At 72.0% G+C, this 26,646-nt stretch carries 24 protein-coding genes and 1 tRNA gene; 11 read left to right on the top strand and 14 right to left on the bottom strand.

What is annotated here, in order from left to right; genetic code table 11:
* Positions 1 to 1,481: homocysteine S-methyltransferase family protein (locus ACFWUY_RS23720; protein ID WP_384112277.1), on the bottom strand; the 1,481-nt coding region annotated here is incomplete at its 3' end.
* 242 nt (positions 1,482 to 1,723) lie between these two features.
* Between ACFWUY_RS23720 and ACFWUY_RS23725 the strand changes: the two genes are divergently transcribed.
* The 5 genes from ACFWUY_RS23725 (at position 1,724) to ACFWUY_RS23745 (ending at position 7,965) form a co-directional block, all read left to right on the top strand.
* The gene (locus ACFWUY_RS23725; protein WP_384112280.1) at positions 1,724 to 2,488 is read left to right on the top strand and encodes an IclR family transcriptional regulator; all 765 of its coding nucleotides are present in this window, start codon (positions 1,724 to 1,726) and stop codon (positions 2,486 to 2,488) included.
* 253 nt (positions 2,489 to 2,741) lie between these two features.
* On the top strand, positions 2,742 to 3,500 hold the full coding sequence (locus ACFWUY_RS23730; RefSeq protein WP_384112285.1) for an MIP/aquaporin family protein: 759 nt from the start codon (positions 2,742 to 2,744) through the stop codon (positions 3,498 to 3,500).
* Positions 3,501 to 3,534: 34 nt separating this feature from the next.
* On the top strand, positions 3,535 to 5,067 hold the full coding sequence (glpK, locus tag ACFWUY_RS23735) for a glycerol kinase GlpK (RefSeq protein WP_384112288.1): 1,533 nt from the start codon (positions 3,535 to 3,537) through the stop codon (positions 5,065 to 5,067).
* Between the two features lie 3 nt (positions 5,068 to 5,070).
* Positions 5,071 to 6,675: an FAD-dependent oxidoreductase gene (locus ACFWUY_RS23740; RefSeq protein WP_384112291.1), complete on the top strand. Its 1,605-nt coding sequence runs from the start codon at positions 5,071 to 5,073 to the stop codon at positions 6,673 to 6,675.
* A gap of 189 nt (positions 6,676 to 6,864) precedes the next feature.
* Positions 6,865 to 7,965, top strand: a complete 1,101-nt coding sequence (locus ACFWUY_RS23745; RefSeq protein WP_384112294.1) for a PAC2 family protein — start codon at positions 6,865 to 6,867, stop codon at positions 7,963 to 7,965.
* Between the two features lie 149 nt (positions 7,966 to 8,114).
* Here ACFWUY_RS23745 and mshC read toward each other — a convergent pair whose 3' ends face one another.
* The 4 genes from mshC to ACFWUY_RS23765 form a co-directional block, all read right to left on the bottom strand.
* Complete coding sequence (gene mshC, locus ACFWUY_RS23750) at positions 8,115 to 9,344, bottom strand: cysteine--1-D-myo-inosityl 2-amino-2-deoxy-alpha-D-glucopyranoside ligase (RefSeq protein ID WP_384112298.1); 1,230 nt, start codon at positions 9,342 to 9,344, stop codon at positions 8,115 to 8,117.
* Between the two features lie 148 nt (positions 9,345 to 9,492).
* Positions 9,493 to 10,299, bottom strand: a complete 807-nt coding sequence (locus ACFWUY_RS23755) for an SCO1664 family protein (RefSeq protein ID WP_384112301.1) — start codon at positions 10,297 to 10,299, stop codon at positions 9,493 to 9,495.
* On the bottom strand, positions 10,296 to 10,886 hold the full coding sequence (locus ACFWUY_RS23760; RefSeq protein ID WP_351217621.1) for a DUF3090 domain-containing protein: 591 nt from the start codon (positions 10,884 to 10,886) through the stop codon (positions 10,296 to 10,298). The genes ACFWUY_RS23755 and ACFWUY_RS23760 overlap by 4 nt, the downstream gene beginning before the upstream one ends.
* A 68-nt stretch (positions 10,887 to 10,954) precedes the next feature.
* The gene (locus tag ACFWUY_RS23765) at positions 10,955 to 11,644 is read right to left on the bottom strand and encodes a histidine phosphatase family protein (protein WP_384112306.1); all 690 of its coding nucleotides are present in this window, start codon (positions 11,642 to 11,644) and stop codon (positions 10,955 to 10,957) included.
* A gap of 102 nt (positions 11,645 to 11,746) precedes the next feature.
* On the opposite strand from ACFWUY_RS23765, the gene ACFWUY_RS23770 reads away from it, so the two are divergent.
* The gene (locus ACFWUY_RS23770) at positions 11,747 to 12,739 is read left to right on the top strand and encodes a magnesium and cobalt transport protein CorA (RefSeq protein WP_384112309.1); all 993 of its coding nucleotides are present in this window, start codon (positions 11,747 to 11,749) and stop codon (positions 12,737 to 12,739) included.
* A 133-nt stretch (positions 12,740 to 12,872) separates the two neighbouring features.
* On the opposite strand, the gene ACFWUY_RS23775 is transcribed toward ACFWUY_RS23770, so the two are convergent.
* Both ACFWUY_RS23775 and ACFWUY_RS23780 read right to left on the bottom strand, forming a co-directional pair.
* Entirely contained in the window at positions 12,873 to 13,658 is a 786-nt protein-coding gene (locus tag ACFWUY_RS23775) for a ferritin-like domain-containing protein (protein ID WP_384112311.1), read from the bottom strand.
* Between the two features lie 241 nt (positions 13,659 to 13,899).
* Positions 13,900 to 14,949, bottom strand: coding sequence for an LLM class F420-dependent oxidoreductase (locus tag ACFWUY_RS23780; RefSeq protein WP_384112616.1), 1,050 nt, complete (start codon positions 14,947 to 14,949; stop codon positions 13,900 to 13,902).
* Between the two features lie 130 nt (positions 14,950 to 15,079).
* Between ACFWUY_RS23780 and ACFWUY_RS23785 the strand changes: the two genes are divergently transcribed.
* Positions 15,080 to 16,057, top strand: coding sequence for an aldo/keto reductase (locus tag ACFWUY_RS23785; RefSeq protein ID WP_384112314.1), 978 nt, complete (start codon positions 15,080 to 15,082; stop codon positions 16,055 to 16,057).
* Positions 16,054 to 18,297, top strand: a complete 2,244-nt coding sequence (locus ACFWUY_RS23790) for a helix-hairpin-helix domain-containing protein (protein ID WP_384112317.1) — start codon at positions 16,054 to 16,056, stop codon at positions 18,295 to 18,297. The genes ACFWUY_RS23785 and ACFWUY_RS23790 overlap by 4 nt, the downstream gene beginning before the upstream one ends.
* Positions 18,298 to 18,363: 66 nt before the next feature.
* Here the strand turns inward: ACFWUY_RS23790 and ACFWUY_RS23795 are convergent, their stop codons facing one another.
* Positions 18,364 to 19,035 (bottom strand): hypothetical protein, encoded by a 672-nt coding sequence (locus ACFWUY_RS23795; RefSeq protein WP_384112320.1) that lies wholly within the window; start codon positions 19,033 to 19,035, stop codon positions 18,364 to 18,366.
* 47 nt (positions 19,036 to 19,082) lie between these two features.
* On the opposite strand from ACFWUY_RS23795, the gene ACFWUY_RS23800 reads away from it, so the two are divergent.
* A complete protein-coding gene (locus tag ACFWUY_RS23800; protein WP_015032473.1) occupies positions 19,083 to 19,271 on the top strand; it encodes a DUF5703 family protein in 189 nt (62 codons plus the stop codon).
* A 69-nt stretch (positions 19,272 to 19,340) separates the two neighbouring features.
* Here ACFWUY_RS23800 and ACFWUY_RS23805 read toward each other — a convergent pair whose 3' ends face one another.
* From ACFWUY_RS23805 to ACFWUY_RS23815, 3 genes are all read right to left on the bottom strand, one after another.
* Entirely contained in the window at positions 19,341 to 20,153 is an 813-nt protein-coding gene (locus ACFWUY_RS23805) for a chaplin (RefSeq protein ID WP_384112324.1), read from the bottom strand.
* 139 nt (positions 20,154 to 20,292) lie between these two features.
* On the bottom strand, positions 20,293 to 20,526 hold the full coding sequence (gene chpH, locus ACFWUY_RS23810) for a chaplin ChpH (RefSeq protein ID WP_384112327.1): 234 nt from the start codon (positions 20,524 to 20,526) through the stop codon (positions 20,293 to 20,295).
* Between the two features lie 127 nt (positions 20,527 to 20,653).
* Positions 20,654 to 21,979 carry a M20/M25/M40 family metallo-hydrolase gene (locus tag ACFWUY_RS23815; RefSeq protein ID WP_384112330.1) on the bottom strand — a complete coding sequence of 442 codons (1,326 nt, stop codon included), beginning with the start codon at positions 21,977 to 21,979 and terminating at the stop codon, positions 20,654 to 20,656.
* 208 nt (positions 21,980 to 22,187) lie between these two features.
* Between ACFWUY_RS23815 and ACFWUY_RS23820 the strand changes: the two genes are divergently transcribed.
* Both ACFWUY_RS23820 and ACFWUY_RS23825 read left to right on the top strand, forming a co-directional pair.
* Positions 22,188 to 22,275, top strand: a tRNA-Leu gene (locus ACFWUY_RS23820).
* Positions 22,276 to 22,327: 52 nt separating this feature from the next.
* The gene (locus tag ACFWUY_RS23825) at positions 22,328 to 23,254 is read left to right on the top strand and encodes a pseudouridine synthase (protein WP_384112333.1); all 927 of its coding nucleotides are present in this window, start codon (positions 22,328 to 22,330) and stop codon (positions 23,252 to 23,254) included.
* On the opposite strand, the gene ACFWUY_RS23830 is transcribed toward ACFWUY_RS23825, so the two are convergent.
* The 3 genes from ACFWUY_RS23830 to ACFWUY_RS23840 form a co-directional block, all read right to left on the bottom strand.
* On the bottom strand, positions 23,238 to 23,867 hold the full coding sequence (locus tag ACFWUY_RS23830) for an MBL fold metallo-hydrolase (RefSeq protein ID WP_384112335.1): 630 nt from the start codon (positions 23,865 to 23,867) through the stop codon (positions 23,238 to 23,240). The genes ACFWUY_RS23825 and ACFWUY_RS23830 overlap by 17 nt on opposite strands.
* Positions 23,867 to 24,952 (bottom strand): S-(hydroxymethyl)mycothiol dehydrogenase, encoded by a 1,086-nt coding sequence (locus ACFWUY_RS23835; protein ID WP_384112338.1) that lies wholly within the window; start codon positions 24,950 to 24,952, stop codon positions 23,867 to 23,869. The genes ACFWUY_RS23830 and ACFWUY_RS23835 overlap by 1 nt, the downstream gene beginning before the upstream one ends.
* Before the next feature lie 121 nt (positions 24,953 to 25,073).
* Positions 25,074 to 26,531, bottom strand: a complete 1,458-nt coding sequence (locus ACFWUY_RS23840) for an amino acid permease (protein ID WP_384112340.1) — start codon at positions 26,529 to 26,531, stop codon at positions 25,074 to 25,076.
* Between the last annotated feature and the right edge of the window lie 115 nt (positions 26,532 to 26,646).

Raw genomic sequence — 26,646 nt, forward strand, 5'->3', positions numbered from 1 at the left:
GCGATGGCCACCTTGTGCTCGGCGGTACGGGCCTGGCCCTCCTCGTCGATGGTGAGGGCGATGAGCGCGGCGCCGTGCTCCTGGGCGAGCCGGGTGACCTTGGCGAAGCGGGACTCGGGGCCGTCGCCGTCCTCGTAGTTGACGGAGTTGATGACGGCCCGGCCGCCGAGCTTCTCCAGACCGGCGCGGAGGACGTCCACCTCGGTGGAGTCGAGGACGACGGGGAGGGTGGAGGCGGTCGCGAAGCGGCCGGCCAGCTCCTCCATGTCGGCGACGCCGTCGCGGCCGACGTAGTCCACGCACAGGTCGAGCATGTGCGCGCCCTCGCGGATCTGGTCGCGGGCCATCTCGACGCAGTCGTCCCAGCGGCCTTCGAGCATGGCCTCGCGGAACTTCTTCGAGCCGTTGGCGTTCGTCCGCTCGCCGATCGCCATGTAGGCGGTGTCCTGGCGGAACGGCACGGTCTGGTAGAGCGAGGCGGCGCCGGGCTCGGGGTGGGGGGTGCGCTCGGGGGGCGTGAGGCCGTGGACCCGCTCGACGACCTGCCGCAGGTGCTCGGGGGTCGAGCCGCAGCAGCCGCCGACCAGGGACAGGCCGTAGTCGCGGACGAAGTTCTCCTGCGCGTCGGCCATCTCGGGCGGCGTCAGCGGGAAGTACGCGCCGTCCTTGGTCAGGATGGGCAGACCGGCGTTCGGCATGCACATCAGCGGCGTGCGCGAGTGGCGGGCGAGGTAGCGCAGGTGCTCGCTCATCTCGGCCGGGCCGGTCGAGCAGTTCAGGCCGATCATGTCGATGCCGAGCGGTTCGAGGGCGGTCAGCGCCGCGCCGATCTCCGAGCCGAGCAGCATGACGCCGGTGGTCTCGAAGGCGAGCGAACAGATCAGCGGTACGTCCAGGCCCAGGGCGTCCATCGCGCGGCGGGCGCCGATCAGGCTCGACTTGGTCTGCAGCAGGTCCTGGGTCGTCTCCACGATCAGGGCGTCCGCGCCGCCGGCGAGCAGGCCCTCGGCGTTCTGCTGGTAGCCATCGCGGAGCACGCCGTACCCGATGTGGCCGAGCGACGGCAGCTTGGTGCCGGGGCCGATCGAGCCGAGCACCCACCGCTGGCGGCCGTCCGCGGCGCCGAACTCGTCGGCGACCTCGCGGGCGATCCGGGCGCCGGCCTCGGAGAGCTCGAAGATCCGGTCCGCGATGTCGTACTCGCCCGCGGCCGAGTGGTTGGAGCCGAAGGTGTTCGTCTCGACGCAGTCGACGCCGGCCTCGAAGTACTCCCGGTGCACCGAACGGACGATGTCGGGCCGGGTGACGTTCAGGATCTCGTTGCAGCCTTCGAGGTTCTGGAAGTCCTCGAGGGTGGGGTCCTGCGCCTGGAGCATGGTGCCCATGGCTCCGTCGGCCACGACGACGCGGCTCGCGAGTGCCTCGCGGAGGGTCGCGGCGCGGTTCCGGCTGTCGGCGGACGGGGTCGGCAACGAGGCCATGGATGAGCTCCCTGGGATGCGACGGCTGTCGGCTTTGCACCATCGGAGGATGGCGCACGGAGTCAGCGTAACCGCGCTCCGCCCGGGGTGGACATGGCGTCCCACGGGCCGGACGGCATCCTGTGTCCGGGGACTCCCGGTCCGGCCCGTTCTTGTCCGACACTGTCTTGTGTGACACAAGGTCGGCATCGACCGATAGTGTTCAGCATTGTCGAACAGCGTGAGAAGGAGAAGGCCGGGCGATGGCGAAGAACATCCAGTCGCTTGAACGAGCGGCGGCCATGCTGCGACTGCTCGCGGGCGGCGAGCGCCGGCTCGGCCTGTCGGACATCGCGTCCTCGCTCGGGCTCGCGAAGGGTACCGCCCACGGCATCCTGCGCACCCTCCAGGCGGAGGGCTTCGTGGAGCAGGAGGCGACCTCGGGCCGCTATCAGCTCGGCGCGGAGCTGCTGCGGCTCGGCAACAGCTATCTGGACGTGCACGAGCTGCGCGCCCGGGCCCTGGTCTGGACGGACGACCTCGCGCGGTCCAGCGGCGAGAGCGTGCACCTGGGCGTGCTGCACCAGCGGGGCGTGCTGATCGTCCACCACGTCTTCCGGCCGGACGACAGCCGCCAGGTCCTGGAGGTGGGGGCCATGCAGCCGCTGCACTCCACGGCCCTCGGCAAGGTCCTCTCCGCGTACGACCCGGTGGCGCACAGCGAGGTGCTGGAGGTCGAGCGGGAGGCGTTCACGCCCCGGACGACCGTCGAGCCGGCCGCGTTCGAGTCGCTGCTCGACCTGACCCGGGCGAAGGGCTGGGCGGCGGACGTGGAGGAGACCTGGGAGGGCATCGCCTCGGTGGCGGCGCCGATCCACGACCGGCGCCGGATGCCGGTGGGCGCGGTGGCGGTCACGGGCGCCGTGGAGCGGCTCTGCCCGGCCGGGGAGCTGCGTCCCGAGTTGGTGGCGGCGGTACGGGACTGTGCCCGCGCGGTGTCCCGGGATCTGGGGGCCAGGCGCTTCTGAGCCTGCCCCGATCCGACTGAACCCGCCGGTAACGATCGCGTTATCGGCGGGTTTTTCGCATCCCCGGCCCTTGACGTGCTGTTAACCCGAGGGCAAAACTTCCGTTCACCGGTCGGCATTGCCGAACACCTAACGGCAATACGCGCTAAGGTGTGGCAGTGCCAAGGGCCGGTAACGCCCTCACACGAGGGCGCGGACCACCGGAGGGACCCGGGGTTCGCCTTCCCCTGGACGAAGGACAAAGGAGTCGCGGGTGTCCAGCTCCGACATCTTCCTCGGCGAGACCATCGGTACCGCCGTTCTCATTCTGCTCGGCGGTGGTGTGTGCGCCGCCGTCACGCTCAAGGGCTCCAAGGCCCGCAACGCGGGCTGGCTCGCGATCACCTTCGGGTGGGGCTTCGCCGTCATGACGGCCGTCTACATGACGGCTTCCCTCTCGGACGCCCATCTGAACCCCGCCGTCACGGTCGGAATCGCGATCAAGGACGGCGAGTGGGGCGACGTTCCCGTCTACTTCGCGGGCCAGATGCTCGGCGCCATGATCGGCGCGGCGCTGGTCTGGGTGGCCTACTACGGGCAGTTCCAGGCCCACCTCGCCGACCCCGAGGCCTCGGGCGAGAAGCCGATCGAGGGCCCCGGCCCGGTGCTCGGCGTCTTCTCCACCGGCCCCGAGATCCGGAACACCTGGCAGAACCTGGCCACCGAGATCATCGGCACCGTCGTGCTCGTCCTGGCCGTGCTCACCCAGGGCCTCAACGACAGCGGCAAGGGCCTCGGCGTCATAGGCGCCCTGATCACCGCGTTCGTGGTGGTCTCCATCGGCCTCTCGCTCGGCGGTCCGACCGGCTACGCGATCAACCCGGCCCGTGACCTCGGCCCGCGCATCGTGCACGCCCTGCTCCCGCTGAAGCACAAGGGCGGTTCCGACTGGAGCTACGCCTGGATCCCGGTCGCCGGTCCGCTGATCGGTGGCGCCATCGCCGCGGGTATCTACACCATCGCGTTCGCCTGAGCCGTCCTTCTTCCAGACCTCCATGGAGCACACCGTGACCGACGCACACACCTCCGGCCCCTTCATCGCCGCGATCGACCAGGGCACCACCTCCTCCCGCTGCATCGTCTTCGACAAGGACGGCCGGATCGTCTCGGTCGACCAGAAGGAGCACGAGCAGATCTTCCCGAAGCCGGGCTGGGTCGAGCACGACGCCGCCGAGATCTGGACCAACGTCCAGGAGGTCGTCGCCGGCGCCCTGGCGAAGGGCGGCATCGCCGCCGCCGACGTCAAGGCCATCGGCATCACCAACCAGCGCGAGACCACGCTGCTCTGGGACAAGAACACCGGCGAGCCCGTCCACAACGCCCTCGTCTGGCAGGACACCCGCACCGACGCCCTCTGCAAGGAGCTCGGCCGCAACGTCGGCCAGGACCGCTTCCGCCGCGAGACCGGCCTGCCGCTGGCGAGCTACTTCGCCGGCCCGAAGATCCGCTGGATGCTCGACAACGTCGAGGGCCTGCGCGAGCGCGCCGAGGCCGGGGACATCCTCTTCGGCACCATGGACTCGTGGGTCATCTGGAACCTGACCGGCGGCGCCGACGGCGGCGTGCACGTCACCGACGTCACCAACGCCTCGCGCACCATGCTGATGAACCTGCACACGCTGGCCTGGGACGAGAAGATCGCGGAGTCGATGGGGGTCCCCCTCAACGTCCTCCCCGAGATCCGCTCCTCCGCCGAGGTCTACGGCCACGTCAAGGACGGCGTCCTCGCCGGCGTCCCGGTCGCCTCCGCGCTCGGTGACCAGCAGGCCGCCCTCTTCGGCCAGACCTGTTTCGCCGAGGGCGAGGCGAAGTCCACGTACGGCACCGGCACCTTCATGCTGATGAACACCGGTGACAAGATCATCAACTCCTACAGCGGCCTGCTGACCACGGTCGGCTACCAGATCGGAGACGGGAAGCCGGTCTACGCCCTGGAGGGCTCGATCGCCGTCACCGGTTCGCTGGTGCAGTGGATGCGCGACCAGATGGGCCTGATCAAGTCCGCCGCCGAGATCGAGACCCTCGCGTCCTCGGTCGAGGACAACGGCGGCGCCTACTTCGTACCGGCCTTCTCCGGCCTGTTCGCACCGTACTGGCGCTCCGACGCCCGCGGTGTGATCGCCGGTCTCACCCGGTACGTCACCAAGGCGCACATCGCCCGCGCCGTCCTGGAGGCCACCGCCTGGCAGACCCGCGAGATCACCGACGCCATGACCAAGGACTCCGGCGTCGAGCTGACCGCGCTCAAGGTCGACGGCGGCATGACCTCCAACAACCTGCTGATGCAGACGCTCTCGGACTTCCTGGACGCCCCCGTCGTGCGTCCGATGGTCGCCGAGACCACCTGCCTCGGCGCCGCCTACGCCGCCGGTCTGGCCGTCGGCTTCTGGCCGGACACCGACGCGCTGCGCGCCAACTGGCGCCGGGCGGCGGAATGGACCCCTCGCATGGACGCCGACAGGCGGGACCGCGAGTACAAGAGCTGGCTCAAGGCCGTGGAACGGTCCATGGGCTGGCTCGATGACGCATCCGAGGAGTAAGACATGACCACCCTGCAGAGCGTCCCCACCCTTGGGACGCGCCCGGCGTCCGGCTCCCTGCCGAGCCGCGCCGAGACCCGGGACCAGCTTTCCAAGGCGACGTACGACCTCCTGGTGATCGGCGGCGGCATCCTGGGCATCTCCACCGCCTGGCACGCCGCGCAGTCGGGCCTGCGGGTGGCCCTGGTGGACGCCGGCGACTTCGCCGGCGCCACCTCCTCCGCCTCCTCGAAGCTGCTTCACGGCGGTCTGCGCTACCTGCAGACCGGCGCGGTGAAGCTGGTCGCGGAAAACCACTTCGAGCGGCGTGCGGTCTCCCGTCAGGTGGCACCGCACCTCGCCAACCCCCTCACCTTCTACCTGCCCGTCTACAAGGGCGGCCCGCACGGCGCCGCCAAGCTCGGCGCCGGCGTCTTCGCGTACTCCGCCCTCTCGGCCTTCGGCGACGGCGTCGGGCACCTGCTCTCCCCCGCCAAGGCCGCGCAGGACGTGCCGGAGCTCCGTACGGACAACCTGAAGGCCGTGGCCGTCTACGGCGACGACCAGATGAACGACGCCCGCATGGCCCTGATGACGGTCCGCGCGGCGGTCGACGCCGGAGCCACCGTCCTCAACCACGCCGAGGTCACCGGGCTGCGCTTCACCCGCGGCCGGGTCACCGGCGCCGAGCTCAAGGACCGCACCAGCGGTGACGAGTTCGGCGTCACCGCCCGTCTCGTACTGAACGCGACCGGCCCGTGGGTCGACCACCTGCGGAAGATGGAGGACCCGAACGCGGCCCCCTCCATCCGCCTCTCCAAGGGCGCGCACCTGGTCCTCAGGCGGACCTCGCCGTGGAAGGCCGCCCTGGCCACCCCGATCGACAAGTACCGCATCACCTTCGCCCTCCCCTGGGAGGACATGCTGCTGCTCGGCACCACCGACGAGGAGTACGAGGGCGACCCCGGCCAGGTCGAGGTCACCGAGAAGGACACCGCCCAGATCCTGGACGAGGCCGCCTTCTCCATCCGCGACCAGCAGCTGTCCCGCGACCTCATCACCTACTCCTTCGCCGGTCTCCGGGTGCTTCCCGGTGGCCCCGGGGACACCTCCAAGGCCAAGCGCGAGACCGTCGTCACCGAGGGCCGGGGCGGCATGCTGTCGGTGGCCGGCGGCAAGTGGACGACCTTCCGCCACATCGGCCGTACGGTGATGAGGAAGCTGGAGCAGCTTCCCGGTCACCCGCTGGGCGAGGACTACGAGTCGGTGTCGACGCTGCCGAAGCGGCTGCCGCTGCCCGGTATCGCCAACCCGAACGCGGTCGCGCACCGGCTGCTCGTCGACGGCCCGGCGCCCGGCCCCCGGATGGCCGCCGACACCGCCAAGCACCTGGCGACGCACTACGGTTCGCTCTCCTTCGACATCGCGCGCATGGCGAACGAGAACCCCGAACTCGCCCGCCGCATCCACCCGGACGCGCCGGAGATCTGGGCGCAGGTCGCCTACGCCCGTGACCACGAGTGGGCCGAGACGGCGGACGACGTGCTGCGCCGTCGTACGACGCTGACCATCCGCGGTCTGGCGACGGACGAGGTCCGCGCCGGGGTCGAGTCGATGCTCGGGAAGTAACTCCCCCGGGTCGAGGGGCGGTTCCTCCTGGAGGAACCGCCCCTCACGCGTGCCGTGTGCGGGGGCCGGTTCCTGGGTAGTCGATCAAGGCCGCACGGGTTTTCGGGGACGTCCGGGGGCTGCGGACGGACCTCGGGAAAGCCGTAAGGTTGGTCCGTACGACAGGAACTTCGAAGAAGGAGGCGCTGGGTGATCGAGCTCGAGGGGGTACCCGAGCTGATCGACCCGGTCATGGTGGCCGCGTTCGAGGGCTGGAACGACGCCGGCGACGCCGCCTCCACCGCGGTCGCCCACCTGGACCGGGAATGGAAGGGCGAGGTGTTCGCGGCGCTCGACGCCGAGGACTACTACGACTTCCAGGTCAACCGGCCCACGGTCTTCCTGGACAACGGCGTACGGAAGATCACCTGGCCGACGACCCGGCTCTCCGTGGTCCGGGTCGGCGGGGACAAGCCCCGTGACCTGGTCCTCGTGCGCGGGATCGAGCCGTCGATGCGCTGGCGCTCCTTCTGCAACGAGATCCTCGCCTTCGCGCACGAGCTGGGCGTGGAGATGGTCGTGATCCTGGGCGCCCTGCTCGGGGACACCCCGCACACCCGGCCGGTCCCCGTCAGCGGCGTGACGTCCGACCCGGACCTCGCGCGCACGATGGACCTGGAGGAGACCCGGTACGAGGGTCCGACGGGCATCGTCGGCATCCTCCAGGAGGCGTGCACGCACGCGGGTGTGCCGGCGGTGAGCCTGTGGGCGGCGGTGCCGCACTACGTGTCGCAGCCTCCGAACCCGAAGGCGACGCTCGCGCTCCTCAACCGCCTCGAGGACCTGATCGGTCTGCGCATCCCGCTGGGCGAGCTGCCCGAGGACGCGCGGGCCTGGCAGGTGGGCGTGGACCAGCTGGCCGCCGAGGACAGCGAGGTGGCCGAGTACGTGCAGACGCTCGAGGAGGCCCGGGACACGGCGGAGCTGCCGGAGGCCTCGGGCGAGGCCATCGCCCGCGAGTTCGAGCGGTATCTGCGGCGCCGTGAGCCGGGCTCGGGTCCCGGTCCCGGCCTCGCGACGGAGGGTGGCGACACGGCGTTCCTGCGGGATCCCGGCAGTGGCCGTACGAGGCCGCCGAAGCCGGAGCAGCCGGGTCCGGAGGCCGTGCCCGGCGCGGAACCCGCACCGGAGGCGGCGGAGTCGGCGGGCCCCGGACCGGCGGAGGACGCCTCGTCGGACGCCGGTGGAGGCGACGGGCCCGAAGGGCCCGAGCCGCCCGGTGAGGACGCGGGCGACGACGCCGAGGAGTAGGCCGAGGAGTGCGCGGTACGGGAGGGGCGGCGCGGCCGCCCCTCCCGTACCGCTTTCCGGGCCCGTTCGAGCCGGGTACGCGACCGCCCCCGGACTTCTCGTGAAATTCGGGGGCGGTCGCGTACCGGCCCGGCGGGGCGGGGCCCTCGTTACAGGGCGACGCCGAGGAGGGCGTCGACGGCGCGGGAGACGAGACCGGGGGCGGAGTCGTCGGTGCCGCCCTCGGCGGCCTGGAGCACGGCCCAGCGGTCGACCGCGGCGAGCGCGGTGGGGGTGTCGAGGTCGTCGGAGAGGGCGTCGCGGAGCTCCTCGACGAGCGCGTCGGCGGACGGGCCGTCGGGGCGGGACACGGCGGCGCGCCAGCGGCCGAGGCGCTCCACGGCGTCCTGGAGGACCTGGTCGGTCCATTCCCAGTCGTCGCGGTAGCGGTGGGAGAGGAGCGCGAGCCGGATGGCGGCGGGGTCGACGCCGTCGCGCCGGAGCTTGGAGACGAAGACCAGGTTGCCCTTGGACTTGGACATCTTCTCGCCGTCGAGGGCGACCATGCCGGCGTGGACGTACGCCTTCGCCATGGGGAACTCGCCGGTGAGCGTCTGGGCGTGGGAGGCGCCCATCTCGTGGTGCGGGAAGATCAGGTCGGATCCGCCGCCCTGCACGTCGAAGCCCATGCCGAGGTGGTCGAGGGCGATGGCGACGCACTCGATGTGCCAGCCGGGACGGCCGGCGCCGAGGCTGGCGCCGTCCCAGCTCGGCTCGCCCTCGCGGGCGGCCATCCAGAGCATCGGGTCGAGCGGGTTCTTCTTGCCGGGGCGCTCCGGGTCGCCGCCGCGCTCGGCGGAGAGGTGGCGCATCAGCTCGGTGCTGTAGTTCGAGACCTGCCCGAAGTGCGGGTCCGCGTCGACGGAGAAGTAGATGTCGCCGTCGAGCTCGTAGGCGGCACCGGAGTCCCGGAGGCGCTCGACGAGCGGGACGATGCCGGGTATGGCCTCGACGGCGCCGATGTAGTGCTGCGGGGGCAGCATCCGCAGGGCGGTCATGTCCTCGCGGAAGAGCGCGGTCTCGCGCTCGGCGAGGCCGACCCAGTCGATGCCGTCGCGGATCGCGCGCTCCAGGAGCGGGTCGTCCACGTCCGTGACGTTCTGGACGTAGTGCACCTGCCGCTTGGTGTCGAGCCACACGCGCTGAACGAGGTCGAACGCGTTGTAGGTCGCCGCGTGACCCATGTGGGTCGCGTCGTACGGCGTGATGCCGCAGACGTAGATACGGGCGACGGGGCCGGGGGCGAGGGTCACTCGTCCGCCGGTCGCGGTGTCGTGGATCCGGAGGTCGCGGCCCTTGCCAGGAAGGGCGGGGACCTCAGAAGCGGGCCAGGCATGCATGCCCCGAGCGTAACCGGACAGGTGTTTCGGATACGAACCGGATCCGGGATCTTGACCTATTAGGCGCTCTTGCGGGTCGGAGGCGTGCGTGCGTACCTCCAGGGGTACGGAGCCTCGCCTCAGCCTTGGCCGAAAGCTTTCGGTCCGCTCAGACCGGCGGCCAGGGGATCGCCGGCCACTGCCCCGAGGGCTCCGGATGCCGCCCGGTGGCCCGCAGCGCCGCCACGCGGGCGCGTACCGCCGTGACCTCGCCGGGGGTGAGCAGTTCCGCCAGACGGGCGTCGAGAGGCGCTCCGGGCGCCAGGGAGAGGTCCAGGGCGTCGAGCACCCCGGCCGCCTCCGCGGGCAGTTCCTCGCCCGCCCAGCCCCACAGCAGGGTGCGCAGCTTGTCCTCGACGTGGAAGGTGACGCCGTGGTCGATGCCGTAGAGGCGGCCGTCGGGCGCCGGCAGCAGATGGCCGCCCTTGCGGTCGCCGTTGTTGATGACGGCGTCCAGGACCGCGAGCCGCCGCAGGTCGGGGGTGTCCGCGTGGACGAGGAGCGCGGTGCGCTCCTCGTCGAGCCGGGCGGGCCCCACGGCCTTCCAGCCCTCGCCCGCCTCCTCGTCCTCGGTGAGGGCGAGGAGGCGTGCCTCCGGATCGGCCTCGATCCACAGCTGGACCATGCCCTCGCCGTACGGCCCGTCGCGGAGCACGGTCGGCGGGACCAGGCCCCAGCCGGTGGCCTCGGAGATCTCGTACGCGGCGACCTCGCGCTGCGCGAGGGTGCCGTCGGGGAAGTCCCACAGCGGCCGCTCCCCCGCGACCGGCTTGTAGACGCAGGCCGCCTCGCGTCCCTCGTGGGCGACGGAGCAGTAGAGGACGGCGTTGGAGGCCTCGCGGACCTGGCCGCGCACGGTCAGCTCACCCCGGGCGAGCAGTTCGACGTCCTGCGGCGTCGTGAGGCTGCTGCTCATGCTCCGCGGCGGTATCCGTTCTGGCGCGGGCAGACGTGCCCCTCGGGGTCGAGCGGCAGGCTGCAGAGCGGGCACGGCGGCCGGCCCGCGTTGACGACGTCCAGGGCCCGCTTGGCGAAGGCGCGGGCCTGTGCGCCGCTGAGGCGGACCCGGAGCATCGGCGGGCCGTTCTCCTCGTCCTGGAGGAGCCGCTCCTCGGCCTCGGCGAGGTCCTCCTCGGATTCCACGTCGAGTTCGACGAGCGCCTGCGCCTCGACGATCATGCGCTGCTCCTCGCCGTCCCAGGCGAGCGCCATGGTGCCGACCCGGAACTCCTCCTCGACGGGTACGTCGAGGGGGGCGGTGTCGGCGACCTCGGCGGGGGCGACGGCGGGCACGGGCGCGTTGCCCCCGGTGCGGCGCACGACCTCGTCGAGGAGTTCGTCCATGCGCTCGGCGAGGGCCGCGACCTGCGTCTTCTCCAGGGCGACGCTGGTGACCCGGCCGCCGGCGGACGCCTGGAGGAAGAACGTACGGCGGCCAGGCAGCCCGACCGTACCGGCCACGAAACGCTCCGGTGGGTCGTAGAGGAACACCTGACGGGACACGTTTCCCGGCTCCCTTGCGTCTCGACGGTCGTACTACAGCGGCGCGTCCACCCTACTGCGCGAAGGGATCACGGTGCGCCCGCGCCGCCCCCGACCGCGGCCGTCCCGCTGCTGTCGGGGTGGTCCCGGGGGCCGAAACCGGCGAAGTCCCCCGTGTCGCCGAGGCGGAGGAGGAAGGGACGCAGGCGCGTGTAGCGGATGACGGTGACCGAGCAGGGGTCGACGTGGAGGCGCTGGAAGAGGTCGAGGTGGAGGCCGAGGGCGTCCGCCACGATCGACTTGACGATGTCGCCGTGCGAGCACATGACATAGCAGGCGTCCTCGCCGTACTCGGCCTCGATCCGCGCGTTCCAGTCGTGCACGGCGTCGACGGCGCGGGCCTGCATGGCACGCATGGACTCGCCGCCGGGGAAGGCGGCCGTGGAGGCGTGCGCCTGGACGACTTCCATGAGGGGTTCGTCGCCCAGTTCGGCCAGCTTGCGGCCCGACCAGTCGCCGTAGTCGCACTCGTTGATCCGGTCCTCGACGTGCAGCGGCAGGTCCGGGCGGGCTTCGAGGAGGGGTCGTACGGTCTCCCGGCAGCGCTGGAGGGGGCTGGAGACGACGGCGGCGAGCGGGACGTCCGCGAGGCGCCCGGGGAGCGCGGCGGCCTGCGCGGCGCCCCGCTCGTCGAGGGCGACCCCGGGCGTGCGCCCGGCGAGGACACCGGAGGTGTTGGCGGTGGAGCGTCCGTGCCGGACGAGGATCAACGTGGCCATGCCGGCCAGCCTAGGGCGTGTCCGGCGGAAACCCGGTGGAGAGCCCGGTGGGGAGGATCCGGATGGGCACACGCGTGCATGGCGGGGCCGTTCGGGGGGAGAATGCGGCGCGTGATCGTCGACTCTGCCATCTATCGGGACGGGCGCCGTACGGACGGGCCCGCCGACCTCTCGGACGCCCTGGACCAGGCGCGGGCCACCGGGGACGCCTTCCTCTGGGTGGGCCTCCACGAGCCCACGGAGGCGGAGTTCGACCACGTCACCTCCGAGTTCGCGCTGCACCCGCTGGCCGTGGAGGACGCCCTGAAGGCCCACCAGCGGCCCAAGCTGGAGGTCTACGACGACTCGCTGTTCGCGGTGCTCAAGCCGATCGTGTACGAGCCGAAGAGCGACCGGGTCTCCTCGGGCGAGCTGATGCTGTTCGTGGGCGACTCGTTCGTGGTGACGGTCCGGCACGGCGAGGGCGCGCCGCTCGCCGAGGTGCGCCGCCGTCTCGAGGCGGACCCGGAGCTGCTGAAGCACGGGCCGACGTCGGTGCTGTACGCGGTGAGCGACGCGATCGTGGACCACTACCTCGACGTGGCGGGAGAGCTCCAGGTGGACCTGGAGGAGCTGGAGGCGGACGTCTTCGCGCCGACCGGCGGCAATCCGGCGAACACGGCGGAGCGGATCTACACGGCGAAGCGGCAGGTGCTGGAGTTCCGGCGGGCCAGCGGCCCGCTCGCGGGTCCGCTGGCCCGGCTCACGGCCGGTTCGGTGCCGTTCGTGCACGAGCGCGCGCAGCCGTTCTTCCGGGACGTCAACGACCATCTGATGCGCTCCAACGAGCAGGTGGAGGGGCTCGACCGGCTCCTGTCCGACGTGCTGTCGGCCCATCTCGCGCAGATGGGGGTACGGCAGAACGACGACATGCGGAAGATCTCGGCGTGGGCGGCCATGGCGGCGGTCCCGACGATGGTCGCGGGGATCTACGGCATGAACTTCGACCACATGCCGGAGCTGCGGTGGGTGGGCTCGTACCCGGTGGTGATCGCCGTGATGACGGGCATCGTCCTCGGGCTGTACCGGTTGTTCAAGCGGCGCGGCTGGATGTAGGCCCCGCCCGGGGCCCGGCGGGCTCGGGCGGGCCCGGCGGGCTCGGGCGGGCTCGGCAGGGCTCGGGCGGGCTCGGCAGGGCTCGGGCGGGCTCGGCAGGGCTCGGGCGGGCTCGGCAGGCGAGAGCGGGGGCTCAGAAGGCGGGGGCGGGAGTCGCGGGGCCGCCGAGGGCGTCGAGCCGCTCGGGCATCCGCAGGTCGACCATCTTGTGCCAGCCGGCGGCGCGCTCGTACGCGTACATGCCGTGGATGCCCGCGGCGAGGGCGGCGCCCTTGGCCCGGGGCCAGCGCAGGATGCGCCCCATGTGACGCATCACGGCCAGGCTGACGTCGCGGTAGACCTGGATCTCGACGAGGGCGGACTCGCGCAGGGTCCGCTGGATGAGCCGGCCGTGGCCCGCGCGGGCGAGGCGGAGCAGTTCCTCGTGGCAGTAGGCGAGGTGGTTCGCCTCGTCGTTGTCGATCATGTGGATGGCCTTGCCGAGTTCGGGGTGGTCCCCGAAGTACGTGACGAGCATGTCCATCTGGTCGGCGGCCCGCTGCTCGGTGACCCGGCTGTGGGCGAGGTAGGCGATGACGTCCTGCTCGGTCAGCGGCTCGTCGGCGCGCAGCTTGTCGTGCGCGAGGCCGATGCCGCGCTGTTCGAGGAGCATCGTGTAGTCGGTGTCGGGCGGTACGGGGACGGGGGTGAGGCCGCGCCTCCTCATCAACGCCTGGAAGATCCGGCCGTGCTTGTCCTCGTCGGCGCCGTGCCGGGTGATCTTGGGCGTGAGCTCCCGCATGCCGGGCGCGACGAGGGCCGCGATCCGGGCGTTCTCCCAGCCGCCCTGGGTCTCGCCGCTCGCCGCGATGGAACAGAACAGCCGAAAGGACTCGTCGTTGTCGATGATCTCCTGGAACAGACCCTTGGCCGTGAGCATCGCCGCCACCTCCGTGCGCGTTCCGCACTCCGTACGCCCCCGGGACAGAACGAGTCAAATGCGGTCAGGGGCGGCAGGCAACAGGAGGGGCCGTACGACTCGGCCGAAAGAGTGAGTGCCGGAGGCGTAACCGGGGGCCCCGTGGAGCCGTTGTGCTGCGTGACGGCCGTGGCGGGGAAGACCCCCGAGCCCCCACCACGGCCGCGGACCTCTTCTCGACGGCGCTCTCGCACCCTCGGGGTTACGCCAGGCCCGCCCGCTCCATGGCCTCCACACCCGCCCGCAGGGCCGCCACCCGCTCGTCCAGGGTGAAGCCCGCCGGGGCGAGGGTGAGCGTGGTGACACCGGCCTCGGCGTAGGCCGTCATCCGGTCGGCGATCCGCTCGACGGAGCCCAGCAGCGCGGTCTGGTCGATGAGGCTGTGGGGCACGGCGGCCGCGGCGGCCGCCTTGTCGCCGGCCAGGTACTTGTCCTGGATGTCGGCGGCCTCCTTCTCGTAGCCCATGCGCCGCGCGAGCTGGTTGTAGAAGTTCTGCTTGCGGCTGCCCATGCCGCCGACGTAGAGGGCGGTGTACGGGCGGAAGACGTCCGCGAGGGCCTCGACGTCGTCACCGAGGGCGAGCGGCACGGTGGGACAGACGTCGAAGCCGTCCATCGTCAGACCGGCCTTCTCGCGGCCGGCGCGCAGCGGCCGGAGCGCGGTCTCCTCCAGATGGGCGGCGGAGGGGAAGATCAGCAGGGCGCCGTCGGCGATCTCGCCGGTCTGCTCCAGGTTCTTGGGGCCGATGGCCGCGATGTAGAGCGGGATGTGCTCGCGCTGCGGGTGGACGGTGAGCTTGAGGGGCTTGCCGGGGCCGTCCGGGAGCGGCAGGGTCCAGTGCTCGCCGTCGTGGGTGAGGCGCTCGCGGGACATGGCCTTGCGGACGATCTCGACGTACTCGCGGGTCCGGGCGAGCGGCTTGTCGAACTTCACGCCGTACCAGCCCTCGGAGACCTGCGGCCCCGAGACGCCGAGGCCGAGCCGGAAGCGGCCGCCGGTGAGCGAGTCGAGGGTGGCGGCGGTCATCGCCGTCATGGCCGGCTGCCGGGCGGGGATCTGCATGATCGCGGAGCCGACGTCGATGCGTTCCGTCTTCGCCGCGACCCAGGCGAGGACGGTGGGGGCGTCCGAGCCGTAGGCCTCGGCGGCCCAGCAGACGTCGTAGCCGAGGCGGTCCGCCTCCTGCGCGACGGCGAGGTTGTCGCCGTCCATACCGGCGCCCCAGTAGCCGAGGTTGATGCCGAGCCGCATGTCCACGCACCCCTTACCCATCGGTAACGTCCCTGTGGGCCGGACTCTAGCGCGCGCTCCTGCCATCCGTCAGGACGCGGTTGTCCACAGGCTCTCTCCGCGTGGTGCCCTGGCCAGTAATCTCGCGCCCATGGAGCAGAGGCATCTCGGACGTACCGGCCTGCGTGTGTCGCGCATCGGACTCGGCACCCTCACCTGGGGCCGGGACACCGACGAGCACGACGCCGCCGAGCAGTTGAGGACGTTCTGGGACGCGGGCGGCACGCTCGTGGACACCGCCGACGTGTACGGCGGGGGCGAGGCGGAGTACCTGCTCGGGCGTCTCATGGAGCGGCTCGTCCCCCGGCAGGACCTCGTCCTGTCGACCAAGGCGGGCAGCGTGCCGGACCCCGACCGGCGCACGGACGGCTCGCGGGGCCATCTGCTCGCCGCGCTCGACGCCTCCCTCGCCCGGCTCGGCACCGACCACGTGGACCTGTGGCAGCTGCACGCCTTCGATCCCCACACGCCCCTGGAGGAGTCCCTCCAGGCGCTCGACATCGCCGTACGCAGCGGCCGGGCGCGGTACGCGGGCGTGTCGAACTTCTGCGGCTGGCAGCTCGCCAAGGCGGGCACCTGGCAGCTCGGCGGGGACCGGACCCGGCTCGCGGGGGCGCAGCTGGAGTACTCGCTGCTCCAGCGGGGTGTGGAGCGCGAGGTGCTGCCGGCCGCCCAGGACCTGGGGATAGGCCTGCTGCCCTCCTCGCCGCTCGGACGTGGGGTCCTGACGGGCAAGTACCGCAGTGGGACCCCCACGGACTCGCGGGGCGCGTCGGAGACGATGGCGCCGTTCGTGGAGCCGTATCTGGACGAGGCGGCGAGCCGGATCGTGGACGCGGTCGCGACGGCGGCCGACGGCCTCGCGACGACACCGCTGCACGTGGCGCTCGCCTGGGTCCGTGACCGGCCGGGAGTGACCGCCCCGATCGTCGGCGCGCGCACGGCACGGCAGCTCACGACCGCGTTGTCGGTGGAGACCCTTAGTCTTCCTGACGAGATCTGTCGGGCGCTGGACGATGTGTCGGCGCCCGTGCACCGCTATCCGGATCACGACTGGAGCACCTTGTGACCGAGCCTTCCGGGGAGACCGCGCCCGAGGCCGTGGAGCCCGCCGAGGACCTGCGGGAGGGAGCCGCCGAGGCCCCGGGCCCCGACGCGCCCGAGGAGCCGGGTACGGCAGAGGAGCCGGGTTCCGCCGAAGAGCCCTCCGAGGGGTTGGACACGGCCGGGGAGACCAGTGTCGGCGAAGAGGCCGCCGACGGGCCGGACACGGCCGGGGAGACCGGCGCCGCCGAGGGGGCGGCCGGGCCGTCGGGGGTGGCCGGGGGCGCCGACACGCCCGGGTTGAGCGACGCGCAGGCCGAGCTCGCCGCGCAGCGCGAGCTGCGGGCCAGGATCGAGGCGCGGAAGGCCGAGAAGGAGGGGCCCCTGGCGAGCGGCGCCAAGCTGAGCGGCACGGCGGCCGACCTGCTCGCGGCCGTCCGGGCCGTGGAGGGCGGTGCCGCCTCGGGCAGCGCGTTCTACGAGGCCCCCGAGCCCGCACCGCGACGCCCCGCGCCCGAGACGGCCCCGGCCGTGACCGCACGGCCGCCCGCACCGGCGCGGGCGGCCGGACCCGCGCCCGGCACGACGGCCGCCGTCCAGGAGGTCCTGGCCAAGGGCGGCGCCCCCGAGGCGCTGGCCGGCCGGGTCGCCGTCGTGCTCGGCGAGAACGCCGCCGCGGCCCTCCTCGACGACCCGTGGCAGCTGCTCGCGGTGCCCGGGGTGCGCCCGGAGCAGGCCGACGGCTTCGCGCGGACCCTGCTCGGCGCCGCGTGCGGCCCCGACGACCCGCGCCGGACGGTCGCCCTGACCGTGTGGCTCCTGGAGCGGGCCGCGCTCCAGGGACACACGGCGCTCGAGATCCGGGCCGTGCACGCCGGACTCGCCGGGCAGGGGGTGCCCGATCCGGAGTCCGCGGTCGAGGAGGCGGTCTCGGCGGGCGCCGTCCTCGTCTTCCAGGAGGAGGAGACGGCGGAGGAGGAGGATCCCGAGGAGGGTGAGGAGCCGGCAGAGGCCGTCGCCGCGGAGCCGGCCGCGCCGGTGCTGCTCGGGCTCGACCGGTACGCGCTGGCGGAGGAGAGCCTCGCGGACGCCCTCGCCCGGCTGGTCAGGACGGTGACGCCCGCCCCGTGGGAGGGCTCCGAGCTCGAACGCGCCGCCGGTGCGCACGGCCTCGTCCTGCACACGGGCGGCGAGGCGTCCCGCGCCGAGCCGGTGGCACTCGCCGTGGCCGCTCGCGAGCGCGGCCTCCGCACCCTGGTCACCGTCCACGCGGGCGACGGGCGGCGCGCGCCCGACGCCGCCGGGGCGGCCGTGGTCACGGTCGCCGACCTGCTCTCCGGGGCTGCCGGTCCGGGCCGTGACGAGGAGGGCGCCCTCGCCCTGGACCTCCTCGTGGTGCTCGACGCGCCGCAGCTGGACACGGAGACGGCCGCCGTGCTGTTCGAGTCGCTGCCCGACGGCTGCCGTCTGGTGCTGAGCGGCGACCCCGCGGTCCTCGGCGCGCCGGGGGCCGGTCAGGTCTTCGCGGACGTGCTCGCGGCCCGGGTGTGCCCCCACGTCGCGTCGCGCCTGCCCGACCCGGGGCCGCTCGGCGAGCTGGTCTCGGGGATCGGCGCCGGAGAGCTGAACCAGGTCGAGGCCCCCGGCAAGGAGATCGTGATCGTCCCGGTGCGGGACGCCGGCGAAGCCGTGCACCGTACCGTCCAGCTGGTGGCCGACTCGGTGCCGCGGGCGATCGGGGTGCCGTCCGAGCAGACGCAGGTGGTGACGGTCGGACACGGCGGTTCGGCGGGTACGCGCGCGCTGAACGCGGCGCTCAAGCAGCGGCTCAACCCGGGCCCCGGCCGCTTCGGCGGCTACGACATCGGCGACCGGGTGGCGTACGCGCCGGCGCCGGGCCGGACGGTGACGGGCACGGTGCTTTCGGCCGACGCCGAGGGGCTGCGGCTGCGCTGCGGGGACGAGGAGCTCCTCGTACCGAAGGAGCGGGTGGAGACGGAGCTGCGGCACGGCTGGGCGGTCACCGCGCACCAGGCGGCCGGGACGCGCCGGCCTGCGGTGGTCGTGGTGCTGCCCGGCGACGCCGCCGCGGGTCTGAGCAGGCCGTGGGTGTACACGGCCTTCAGCAGGGCCGAGCGCCATCTGTCGGTCGTGCACGGGGTGGACCAGGCGCTGGCCCGCGCGGTGGCCGAGGGGGTGGCTCCGGAGCGTACGACACGGCTGCGACCGCTCCTGGAGGCGCTGCTGGCCACGCCCGAGGAGTAGGCGGACGGGCGGAACGGCGGAGGGCCGGGGCACCGATCGGTGTCCCGGCCCTCCGCCGTCTCCCCCTCAGGAGCCGGAGCCGCCGGTTCCTTCCTTCTCGTCGTGGTCCTCGTCGTCGTGCTCCTCCTCGTCGAAGACGGAGCTGACGTCGAAGCGGCAGACGATCCGCTCGGGGTCGGCGTGCTCGAAGGGGGCGTTGAGCCACTCCCCCGGTTCCGGGATATCGTCGGCGGCGGTGACCCAGAGTGTGGAGTCGCCCTCCTCCAGGCCGAATTCCTTGTGCCGGGAGGCGATCTCGTCGGGTTCGTACTCGCCGAAGAGCACGCCGAGCGCGGCGAGCGGCGAGACACCGGCCCTGGCGGCCGGCCCGGTGGTGTCCGTGTCGCCGTCGATCTCGGCGACGCGGCGGGCCTGGGCGAGCAGACGTTGCGGTTCCGCCACGGCGTAGTCGCGGCGGATCAGGAGGCTGACGGCATGGGGTTCGTCAGGTCCGGAGTACGGCGGCAGTGCGCCGTCCGCTCCGGGGATCTCGAAGGGAGTGACCTCGTCGTAGCGGTCGTAGAGGAGTTCGTCGTACGCCTCGGCCGCCGTGGCGAGGGCGTTGAAGGCTTCGTAGACGGCCGTGTCGTCGTCCCCCGTGCGGCGTTCGACCGCCGCGAGGTGACGGTCCAGTGCGGCTTTGACCGCCTCGGCGGCGGCACGTACCTCGGCAGCGGTGGGCTGCGCAGCATCAGACATGGGACAGACGCTATCCGTACCGGGCCGGTGCCCGCACAATAGATGCGATGCCGGAATACGAATTTGTCGACGTGTACGTGCCGCGAGGGGTCTCCCGCAAGGAGGCGACGCGGCTGTTGACCGACCATGCCGAGTACGGACACTGGGAGTTGGACCGTCTGAGCCTGCACCGGGACGGGAGCCGCAGAGTGCGGCTGAAGCGGCGGATCATCCGCCAGGTCCGGGCGACCTGGTAGCGAGAACAGGACGACAGGAAGGGGCCCCGCGGTCTGCGGGGCCCCTGTGCGTGGTGCGGCGCGGGTGCTTCAGGCCGCGCTGCGGGCGCGGCGGTAGATCAGCGAACCGGCGAGCAGCAGGCCGGCACCTGCGGGGACGATCACGCCGAGCGGACCGGAACCGGTCTCGGCGAGCTCCTCGACGGCGCGGGGCGGAGTGACGCCGTGCTCACCGGGAGTGTTCGAGCCGCCGTCGTCGCCGGGGGTGCCGGGCATGCCAGGAGTACCGGGCGTGCCCGGGTTGCCAGGCGTGCCGGGGTTGCCGGGAGTGCCAGGGTTACCCGGGTTCCCAGGATTGCCGGGGTTCCCAGGATTACCGGGGTTCCCAGGATTACCGGGATTACCCGGATTCCCGGGATTACCCGGATTACCCGGGTTGCCGGGGTTGCCCGGCTCCTCCTCCCCGTACCCCGTGTCCCCGCCGTTCGCGCAGTCGTTGCCTCCGGCGGCGTTGCCGAGGCCGATGCCCGTGACGCTGTTGCCGCACACGTTCACCGGAACGTCGACCGGCACCTCGACGGTGTTTCCGGAGCCCACGCCCGGAGAGCCGCTGGTGTGCCCGTCCGCCGAGGAGCCGCCGCCCGGCGTGCCGGGCTTCGAGGTGTTGGCACACGTGTTGCCCATCGCCGGATTCAGCAGTCCGACGACGTTGACGGTGTTTCCGCAGACGTTCACCGGTACGTGCACCGGGACCTGGACGGAGTTTCCGGACGCGACGCCCGGCGAATTCGTGGCCGCGCCGTTCGCACCGGAATCGGCGTGCGCATAACCGCCGCCGACGGCGGCGAAAACGCCTCCGGCGGCCGCAACGGTGATAAGGCCCTTGCGCGTGACCTGTCGCATAGCTTGTTTCCTGCCTGCTCGGCTTCGAAAGAGTGCCACCGGGCGGAACGCCCGGGGCGGAAATGGCCACCGGCCCCGGAGTGCATGGCACGCACTCCGGGGCCGGACCGGCTCACACCCTCACGGGCGAGGCACAACGTCAGGCGTTGACGCAGGTGTTGCCGAAGGCGGGGTTCAGCAGGCCGATCACGTTGACCGTGTTGCCGCACAGGTTCACGGGAACGTGAATCGGCACCTGGACGACATTGCCCGAGAGGACACCGGGGGAAGCGATGGCAGCACCCTGGGCGCCCGAGTCGGCAACGGCCATGCCCGCACCCGCGAGAACGAGACCGCCCGTGGCAGCCGCGGCAGCGGCGACCTTCTTGAACATTGTTCCTCCTAGTTGGCAAGGCGGCCCCAGCCGCGGACCGCACACCTGTAACGAGGGGGAAGGGAGGGGGCTACGAGCCCCTGTGTTCATTCACTCTTTCTGGTCATATGCAAACGCGCGCCCGAATTCAGCAGGCGTCGATGAAGCGGTCCAGGACCCGGGCGCCGAACTTCAGGCCGTCCACCGGCACCCGCTCGTCCACGCCGTGGAACATGCCGGCGAAGTCGAGCTCCGGCGGCAGCTGGAGCGGGGCGAAGCCGAAGCAGCGGATGCCGAGGTCGTCGAAGGACTTGGCGTCGGTGCCTCCGGAGAGCATGTACGGCACGGCGCGGGCGATCGGGTCCTCGGCGCGCAGCGCCAGCTGCATGGCGTCCACCAGGGCGCCGTCGAAGCTGGTCTCCAGGGCCTTGTCGCCGTGCACGTCCTCGCGCTTCACCTTCGGCCCGAGGATCCGGTCGAGGTCGGCGAGGAACTCCTGCTCGTACCCGGGCAGGAAGCGCCCGTCGACGTGCGCGGTGGCCTGGCCGGGGATCACGTTCACCTTGTAGCCGGCGCCGAGCATGGTGGGGGCGGCGGAGTTCCGCAGGGTGGCGCCGACCATCTTGGCGATGCCGCCGAGCTTGGCGAGGGTGCCGTCCATGTCCTCGGGGTCGAGGGGGGTGCCGAGCGCGTCCGAGAGCTCGTCCAGGAAGGAGCGCACGGTCTTGGTGACCCTCACCGGCCACTGGTGGCGGCCGAGGCGGCCGACGGCCTCGCAGAGCTCCGTGATCGCGTTGTCGTCGTTGGTCATCGAGCCGTGACCGGCCGTGCCCTCGACGGTGAGACGCATCCAGTGCATGCCCTTCTGGGCCGTCTCGACCAGGTAGAGGCGCAGGTTCTCGTTGACGGTGAAGGAGAAGCCGCCGACCTCGCCGATGGCCTCGGTGACCCCGTCGAACAGGCCCCGGTGCTTGTCGACCAGGTGCCGGGCTCCGTAGGTGCCGCCGGCCTCCTCGTCGGCGAGGAAGGCGAGGACGATGTCGCGCGGGGGCTTGCGGCCGCTGCGCAGCCGGTCGCGTACGACCGCGAGGGTCATCGCGTCCATGTCCTTCATGTCGACGGCGCCGCGGCCCCAGACGCAGCCGTCGGCGATCTCCCCGGAGAAGGGGTGGTGGGTCCAGTCCTCGGCGTTGGCCGGGACGACGTCGGTGTGGCCGTGGATGAGGAGGGCCGGCCGCGACGGGTCCTCGCCCTCGATGCGGGCGACGGTGGAGGCCCGCCCCTGGTGCGACTCGATGATCGTCGGTTCGAGTCCGACCTCCGCGAGCTTCTCGGCGATGTACTCGGCCGCCGCGCGTTCGCCGGGGCCGGAGTGGTCGCCGTAGTTGCTGGTGTCGATGCGGATGAGGTCGCTGCAGAGGTCCACGACCTCACTCTCGGCGGTGACGCTTCGGCCCGTGTTCGACTCGCTCACGCTGCTTCCTCCCACTACGTGCCCCACGTGATTGCTTCGGTGCTCGCCCCATCCTCCCGCGCGCCCCCCTCCGCGCCCAAGGGCGGCCCTCGTCCGACACGCGCCCGTCACAGGACGGGGGCGGCCGGGGGTGGTGATCGACCACCCCGAATGTTTGCTATGGTTTTCCTCGTCGGAAGGCCCCAGCGGCCAGGAAGACAGACACCTTGTCCGGGTGGCGGAATGGCAGACGCGCTAGCTTGAGGTGCTAGTGCCCTTTATCGGGCGTGGGGGTTCAAGTCCCCCCTCGGACACCAGCGAAAGACCCCACATCATGTGGGGTCTTTCTCGTTACGGCGGTAGGACCCGGTGCGACGCAGATCCAAGGCCCCCTCTTCGCCCCTCCCCCAGCGGGACGGGATCGATCCGGTGCGGGTGCGGTTGCCTGAGGACCCCGAGGGGGGCTGGGGGACCGTACGGGAGCACCTGCTCGACCGGTACGCGGGTGCCATCGGTGCCGCGCGGGTCGAGGACATGCTGCTGAGCGGCCGTTTCGTGGGGACGGACGGTCCCGTCGGCGGGGACGAGCCGTACACCGTGGGGCGGTACCTCTGGTTCCACCGGGACTTTCCCGTCGAGACGCCGGTGCCCTTCCCGGTCGGGGTGGTGTACCGGGACGAGCGGATCGTGGTCGCCGACAAGCCGCACTTCCTGGCGACGATGCCCCGGGGGCGGCACGTCACGGAGACCGCGATGGCCCGGTTGCGGCGGGAGCTGGGGCTGCCGTGTCTGCAGCCCGCGCACCGGTTGGACCGGCTGACCGCGGGGCTCGTGCTGTTCGTCGTGCGGGAGGAGGACCGGGGGGCGTACCAGACGCTGTTCCGGGACCGGCTCGTGCGCAAGGAGTACGAGGCGGTGGCGCCGTACGATCCGGCGGTCGGGCTGCCGGTGACCGTGCGGAGCCGGATCGAGAAGGAGCGGGGGGTGATGGCCGCCCGTGAGGTGCCGGGTGAGCCGAACAGCGAGAGCCGGGTCGAGCTCCTCGGTCGTTCCGGAGGGTTCGGGCGGTACCGGCTGGTGCCGGAGACCGGCCGCACGCATCAGCTGCGGGTGCACATGAACGCCCTGGGGCTGCCGCTCCTGCACGACCCGGTCTATCCCGTCGTGCGCGAGGACGGGCCGGAGGACTTCTCGCGTCCGCTGCAACTGCTCGCGCGGAGGCTGGAGTTCACCGACCCGTTCACGGGTGTGGCGAGGTGTTTCGAGAGCCGGCTGGCTCTCAGTGGCCTCGGTTGATCCACTCCTCCAGGTGGGGGGCCTCGGCGCCGATCGTCGTCGTGTCGCCGTGGCCGGTGCGGACCACCGTCTCCGGCGGCAGGGTCAGGAGCTTGTCTCGGATCGAGTCGACGATCGTCGGGAAGTCCGAGAAGGACCGGCCGGTGGCGCCGGGGCCGCCCTGGAAGAGGGTGTCGCCGGTGAAGACCGTGCCGAGCTCGGGGGCGTGCAGACAGACCGCTCCCGGCGCGTGGCCCGGGGTGTGGAGGACCGTGAGGTCCGTTCCCGCGATGGTGAGGACCTGGCCGTCGGCGAGGTCGCCGTCGGGGCTGTGGTCGGGGTGGGTCAGCTTCCACAGCGGCTGGTCGGCGGGGTGGAGCAGGATGCGGGCGCCGGTGGCGGCGGCGAGCGCGGGGGCGGCGTCGATGTGGTCGTCGTGGGCGTGGGTGCAGACGATGGCGCGCAGGGCGCGGCCGTCGAGGGCGGCGAGGACGGCGTCGGCGTCGTGGGCGGCGTCGATGACGATGGCCTCGGTGTCGTCGCCGACGATCCAGACGTTGTTGTCGACGTCCCAGGTGCCGCCGTCGAGGCTGAAGGTGCCGGAGGTGACGAGGTGGTCGATGCGGGCGGCCATCAGAAGACCACCACCGAGCGCAGGACGTCGCCCTCGTGCATGCGGGCGAAGGCCTTCTCGACGTCGTCGAGGCCGACGGTCTCGGTGACGAAGGCGCCGAGGTCGATGCGGCCCTGCTGGTGCAGGTCGACGAGCATGGGGAAGTCGCGGGAGGGCAGGCAGTCGCCGTACCAGGAGGACTTGAGCGCGCCGCCGCGGCCGAAGACGTCGAGGAGCGGGAGTTCGAGCTTCATCTCGGGGGTGGGGACGCCGACGAGGACGACGGTGCCGGCGAGGTCGCGGGCGTAGAAGGCCTGCCGGTACGTCTCGGGGCGGCCGACGGCCTCGATGACGACGTCGGCGCCGAAGCCGCCGGTGAGTTCGCGGATCGCCTCGACGGGGTCGGTGGTGCGGGAGTTGACGGTGTGGGTCGCGCCCATCGTCCGCGCGCTCTCCAGCTTCCGGTCGTCGATGTCGACGGCGATGATCTTCGCGGCTCCGGCGAGGCGGGAGCCGACGATCGCCGCGTCGCCGACGCCTCCGCAGCCGATGACGGCGACGGTGTCGCCGCGGCCGACGTTCCCGGTGTTGATCGCGGCTCCGATGCCGGCCATCACGCCGCAGCCGAGGAGGCCCGCGATCTCGGGGGCGACGGCGGGGTCGACCTTGGTGCACTGGCCGGCGGCGACGAGGGTCTTCTCGGCGAAGGCGCCGATGCCGAGGGCCGGGGAGAGCTCCGTGCCGTCGAGGAGGGTCATCTTCTGCCGGGCGTTGTGGGTGTCGAAGCAGTACCAGGGGCGGCCGCGCCGGCAGGCGCGGCACTGGCCGCACACCGCGCGCCAGTTGAGGATCACGTAGTCGCCGGGCTCGACGTCGGTGACGCCCTCGCCGACCGACTCGACGATTCCGGCGGCCTCGTGGCCGAGGAGGAAGGGGAACTCGTCGTTGATGGCGCCCTGCTTGTAGTGGAGATCGGTGTGGCAGACGCCGCAGGCCTGGATCTTCACGACGGCCTCGCCCGGGCCGGGGTCGGGGATGACGATCGTCTCGACCCGTACCGGTTCGTTCCTGCCGGGGGCGATGACCCCCTGGACGTGCTGCGGCATCGCGAACTTCCCTTCCTCCGACCGGATCTTGTAAGGCTCTTGCGTACCACTATCTCCTGACAAAAGGCGAGTCCCCCGCAGGCAGTGCCTGCGGGGGACTCGCCGGATCCCGTGGGGGAGGTCAGTCCCGGTGGGTGGCGGCGGTCGTGCGGACCCGGCGGCGGACCAGGAACCAGCCGCCGACGAGGGCCGCCGCGATGAGCGGCAGGCAGGCGACGGTGGTGCGGCCGACGCCGCCGTCCATCCACATGAGGACGAGGACGGAGCCGAGGAAGCCCAGGGTCACGATCTGGGTGTACGGGGCCCAGGGCAGGTTGTAGCCGGGGCGGGTGACCCTGCCCTCCTGGGCGCGGCGCCAGAAGAGGAGCGAGCAGACCATGATCATGGCCCAGGTGCCGATGATGCCGATGGAGGCGAAGTTCAGGACCAGCTCGAAGGCGTCGTCGGGCATGACGTAGTTGAGGCCGACGCCGAGGACGCCGAAGCCGGCGGTGAGCAGGATGCCGCCGTAGGGCACGCCGCCCCGGTTCATGACGCCGGTGAACTTGGGCGCGGAGCCGGCCAGCGACATGGAGCGCAGGATGCGGCCGGTGGAGTACAGGCCCGAGTTGAGGCTGGAGAGGGCGGCGGTGAGGACGACGAGGTTCATCACGCCGGCGGCGCCGGGGACGCCCAGCTTGTCGAAGACGGTGACGAAGGGGCTCTGGTCGCCGGAGTAGGCCGTGTACGGCAGGAGCAGGGCGAGCAGGACCACCGAGCCGACGTAGAAGAGGCCGACGCGCCACATGATCGAGTTGATCGCCTTCGGCATGATCTTCTCGGGGTTCTCGGTCTCGCCGGCGGCGACGCCGCAGAGCTCGACGGAGGCGTAGGCGAAGACGACGCCCTGGATGAGCAGCAGCATCGGCATGACGCCGCTGGGGAAGATGCCGCCGTTGTCGGTGATGGTGGCCATGCCCGGGGTATGGCCGCCGATGTCGTGGGAGGTCACGACGAGGAAGATGCCGACGAGCATGAAGACGACGAGGGCGCCGACCTTGATGATCGCGAACCAGAACTCCATCTCGCCGAAGTACTTCACGGAGATGAGGTTGGCGGCGAGGACGACCGCGAGGGCGATCAGGGCGAGGATCCACTGCGGGACGTCGCTGAACATCGACCAGAAGTGGGCGTAGGTGGCGGCCGCGGTGATGTCGGCGACGGCGGTGGTCGACCAGTTGAGGAAGTACAGCCAGCCGGCCGTGTAGGCGCCCTTCTCGCCCATGAACTCACGGGCGTAGGAGACGAAGGCGCCGGAGGAGGGGCGGTAGAGCACCAGCTCGCCGAGGGCCCGCACCACGAGGAAGGCGAAGACGCCGCAGACGGCGTAGGCGATGAAGAGGGAGGGTCCGGCCTGGGACATCCGGCCGCCGGCGCCCAGGAAGAGGCCGGTGCCGATGGCTCCGCCGATGGCGATCATGTTGACGTGCCGGGACTTGAGGTCCTTGCGGTATCCGGCGTCGCCGGCGTCGACGTGGGGGGCGGCCGGGTTCGCCGGTGCGGCGGACAGCGGGTCGGCCGCGGTGACGCGGTCACTCATGGAGTTGTTCGCCTTCGTGAGGGGGCTGTGCGGTACCCGGCCGTGCCTCGTGGGGGTCTCCCGGCACGGCCAGCGGACATCCTCACGGCAAGGGGCGCCGACTGACTGTGGCGCA

This window comes from Streptomyces sp. NPDC058664 (assembly GCF_042716635.1).
GTDB lineage: Bacteria > Actinomycetota > Actinomycetes > Streptomycetales > Streptomycetaceae > Streptomyces.

Coding starts and splice junctions, on each gene's coding strand:
- ACFWUY_RS23780 (WP_384112616.1), bottom strand. CDS start 14,949: ATGCGGCTCGGCATCAACCTCGGCTACTGGGGCGCCGGTATGGACGGC.
- ACFWUY_RS23805 (WP_384112324.1), bottom strand. CDS start 20,153: ATGCGACAGGTCACGCGCAAGGGCCTTATCACCGTTGCGGCCGCCGGA.
- ACFWUY_RS23770 (WP_384112309.1), top strand. CDS start 11,747: ATGCGGCGCGTGATCGTCGACTCTGCCATCTATCGGGACGGGCGCCGT.
- ACFWUY_RS23830 (WP_384112335.1), bottom strand. CDS start 23,867: ATGGCCGCCCGCATCGACCACCTCGTCACCTCCGGCACCTTCAGCCTC.
- ACFWUY_RS23740 (WP_384112291.1), top strand. CDS start 5,071: ATGACCACCCTGCAGAGCGTCCCCACCCTTGGGACGCGCCCGGCGTCC.
- ACFWUY_RS23785 (WP_384112314.1), top strand. CDS start 15,080: ATGGAGCAGAGGCATCTCGGACGTACCGGCCTGCGTGTGTCGCGCATC.
- ACFWUY_RS23835 (WP_384112338.1), bottom strand. CDS start 24,952: ATGCCGCAGCACGTCCAGGGGGTCATCGCCCCCGGCAGGAACGAACCG.
- chpH (WP_384112327.1), bottom strand. CDS start 20,526: ATGTTCAAGAAGGTCGCCGCTGCCGCGGCTGCCACGGGCGGTCTCGTT.
- ACFWUY_RS23840 (WP_384112340.1), bottom strand. CDS start 26,531: ATGAGTGACCGCGTCACCGCGGCCGACCCGCTGTCCGCCGCACCGGCG.
- ACFWUY_RS23775 (WP_384112311.1), bottom strand. CDS start 13,658: ATGCTCACGGCCAAGGGTCTGTTCCAGGAGATCATCGACAACGACGAG.
- ACFWUY_RS23755 (WP_384112301.1), bottom strand. CDS start 10,299: ATGAGCAGCAGCCTCACGACGCCGCAGGACGTCGAACTGCTCGCCCGG.
- ACFWUY_RS23800 (WP_015032473.1), top strand. CDS start 19,083: ATGCCGGAATACGAATTTGTCGACGTGTACGTGCCGCGAGGGGTCTCC.
- ACFWUY_RS23725 (WP_384112280.1), top strand. CDS start 1,724: ATGGCGAAGAACATCCAGTCGCTTGAACGAGCGGCGGCCATGCTGCGA.
- ACFWUY_RS23765 (WP_384112306.1), bottom strand. CDS start 11,644: ATGGCCACGTTGATCCTCGTCCGGCACGGACGCTCCACCGCCAACACC.
- mshC (WP_384112298.1), bottom strand. CDS start 9,344: ATGCATGCCTGGCCCGCTTCTGAGGTCCCCGCCCTTCCTGGCAAGGGC.
- ACFWUY_RS23795 (WP_384112320.1), bottom strand. CDS start 19,035: ATGTCTGATGCTGCGCAGCCCACCGCTGCCGAGGTACGTGCCGCCGCC.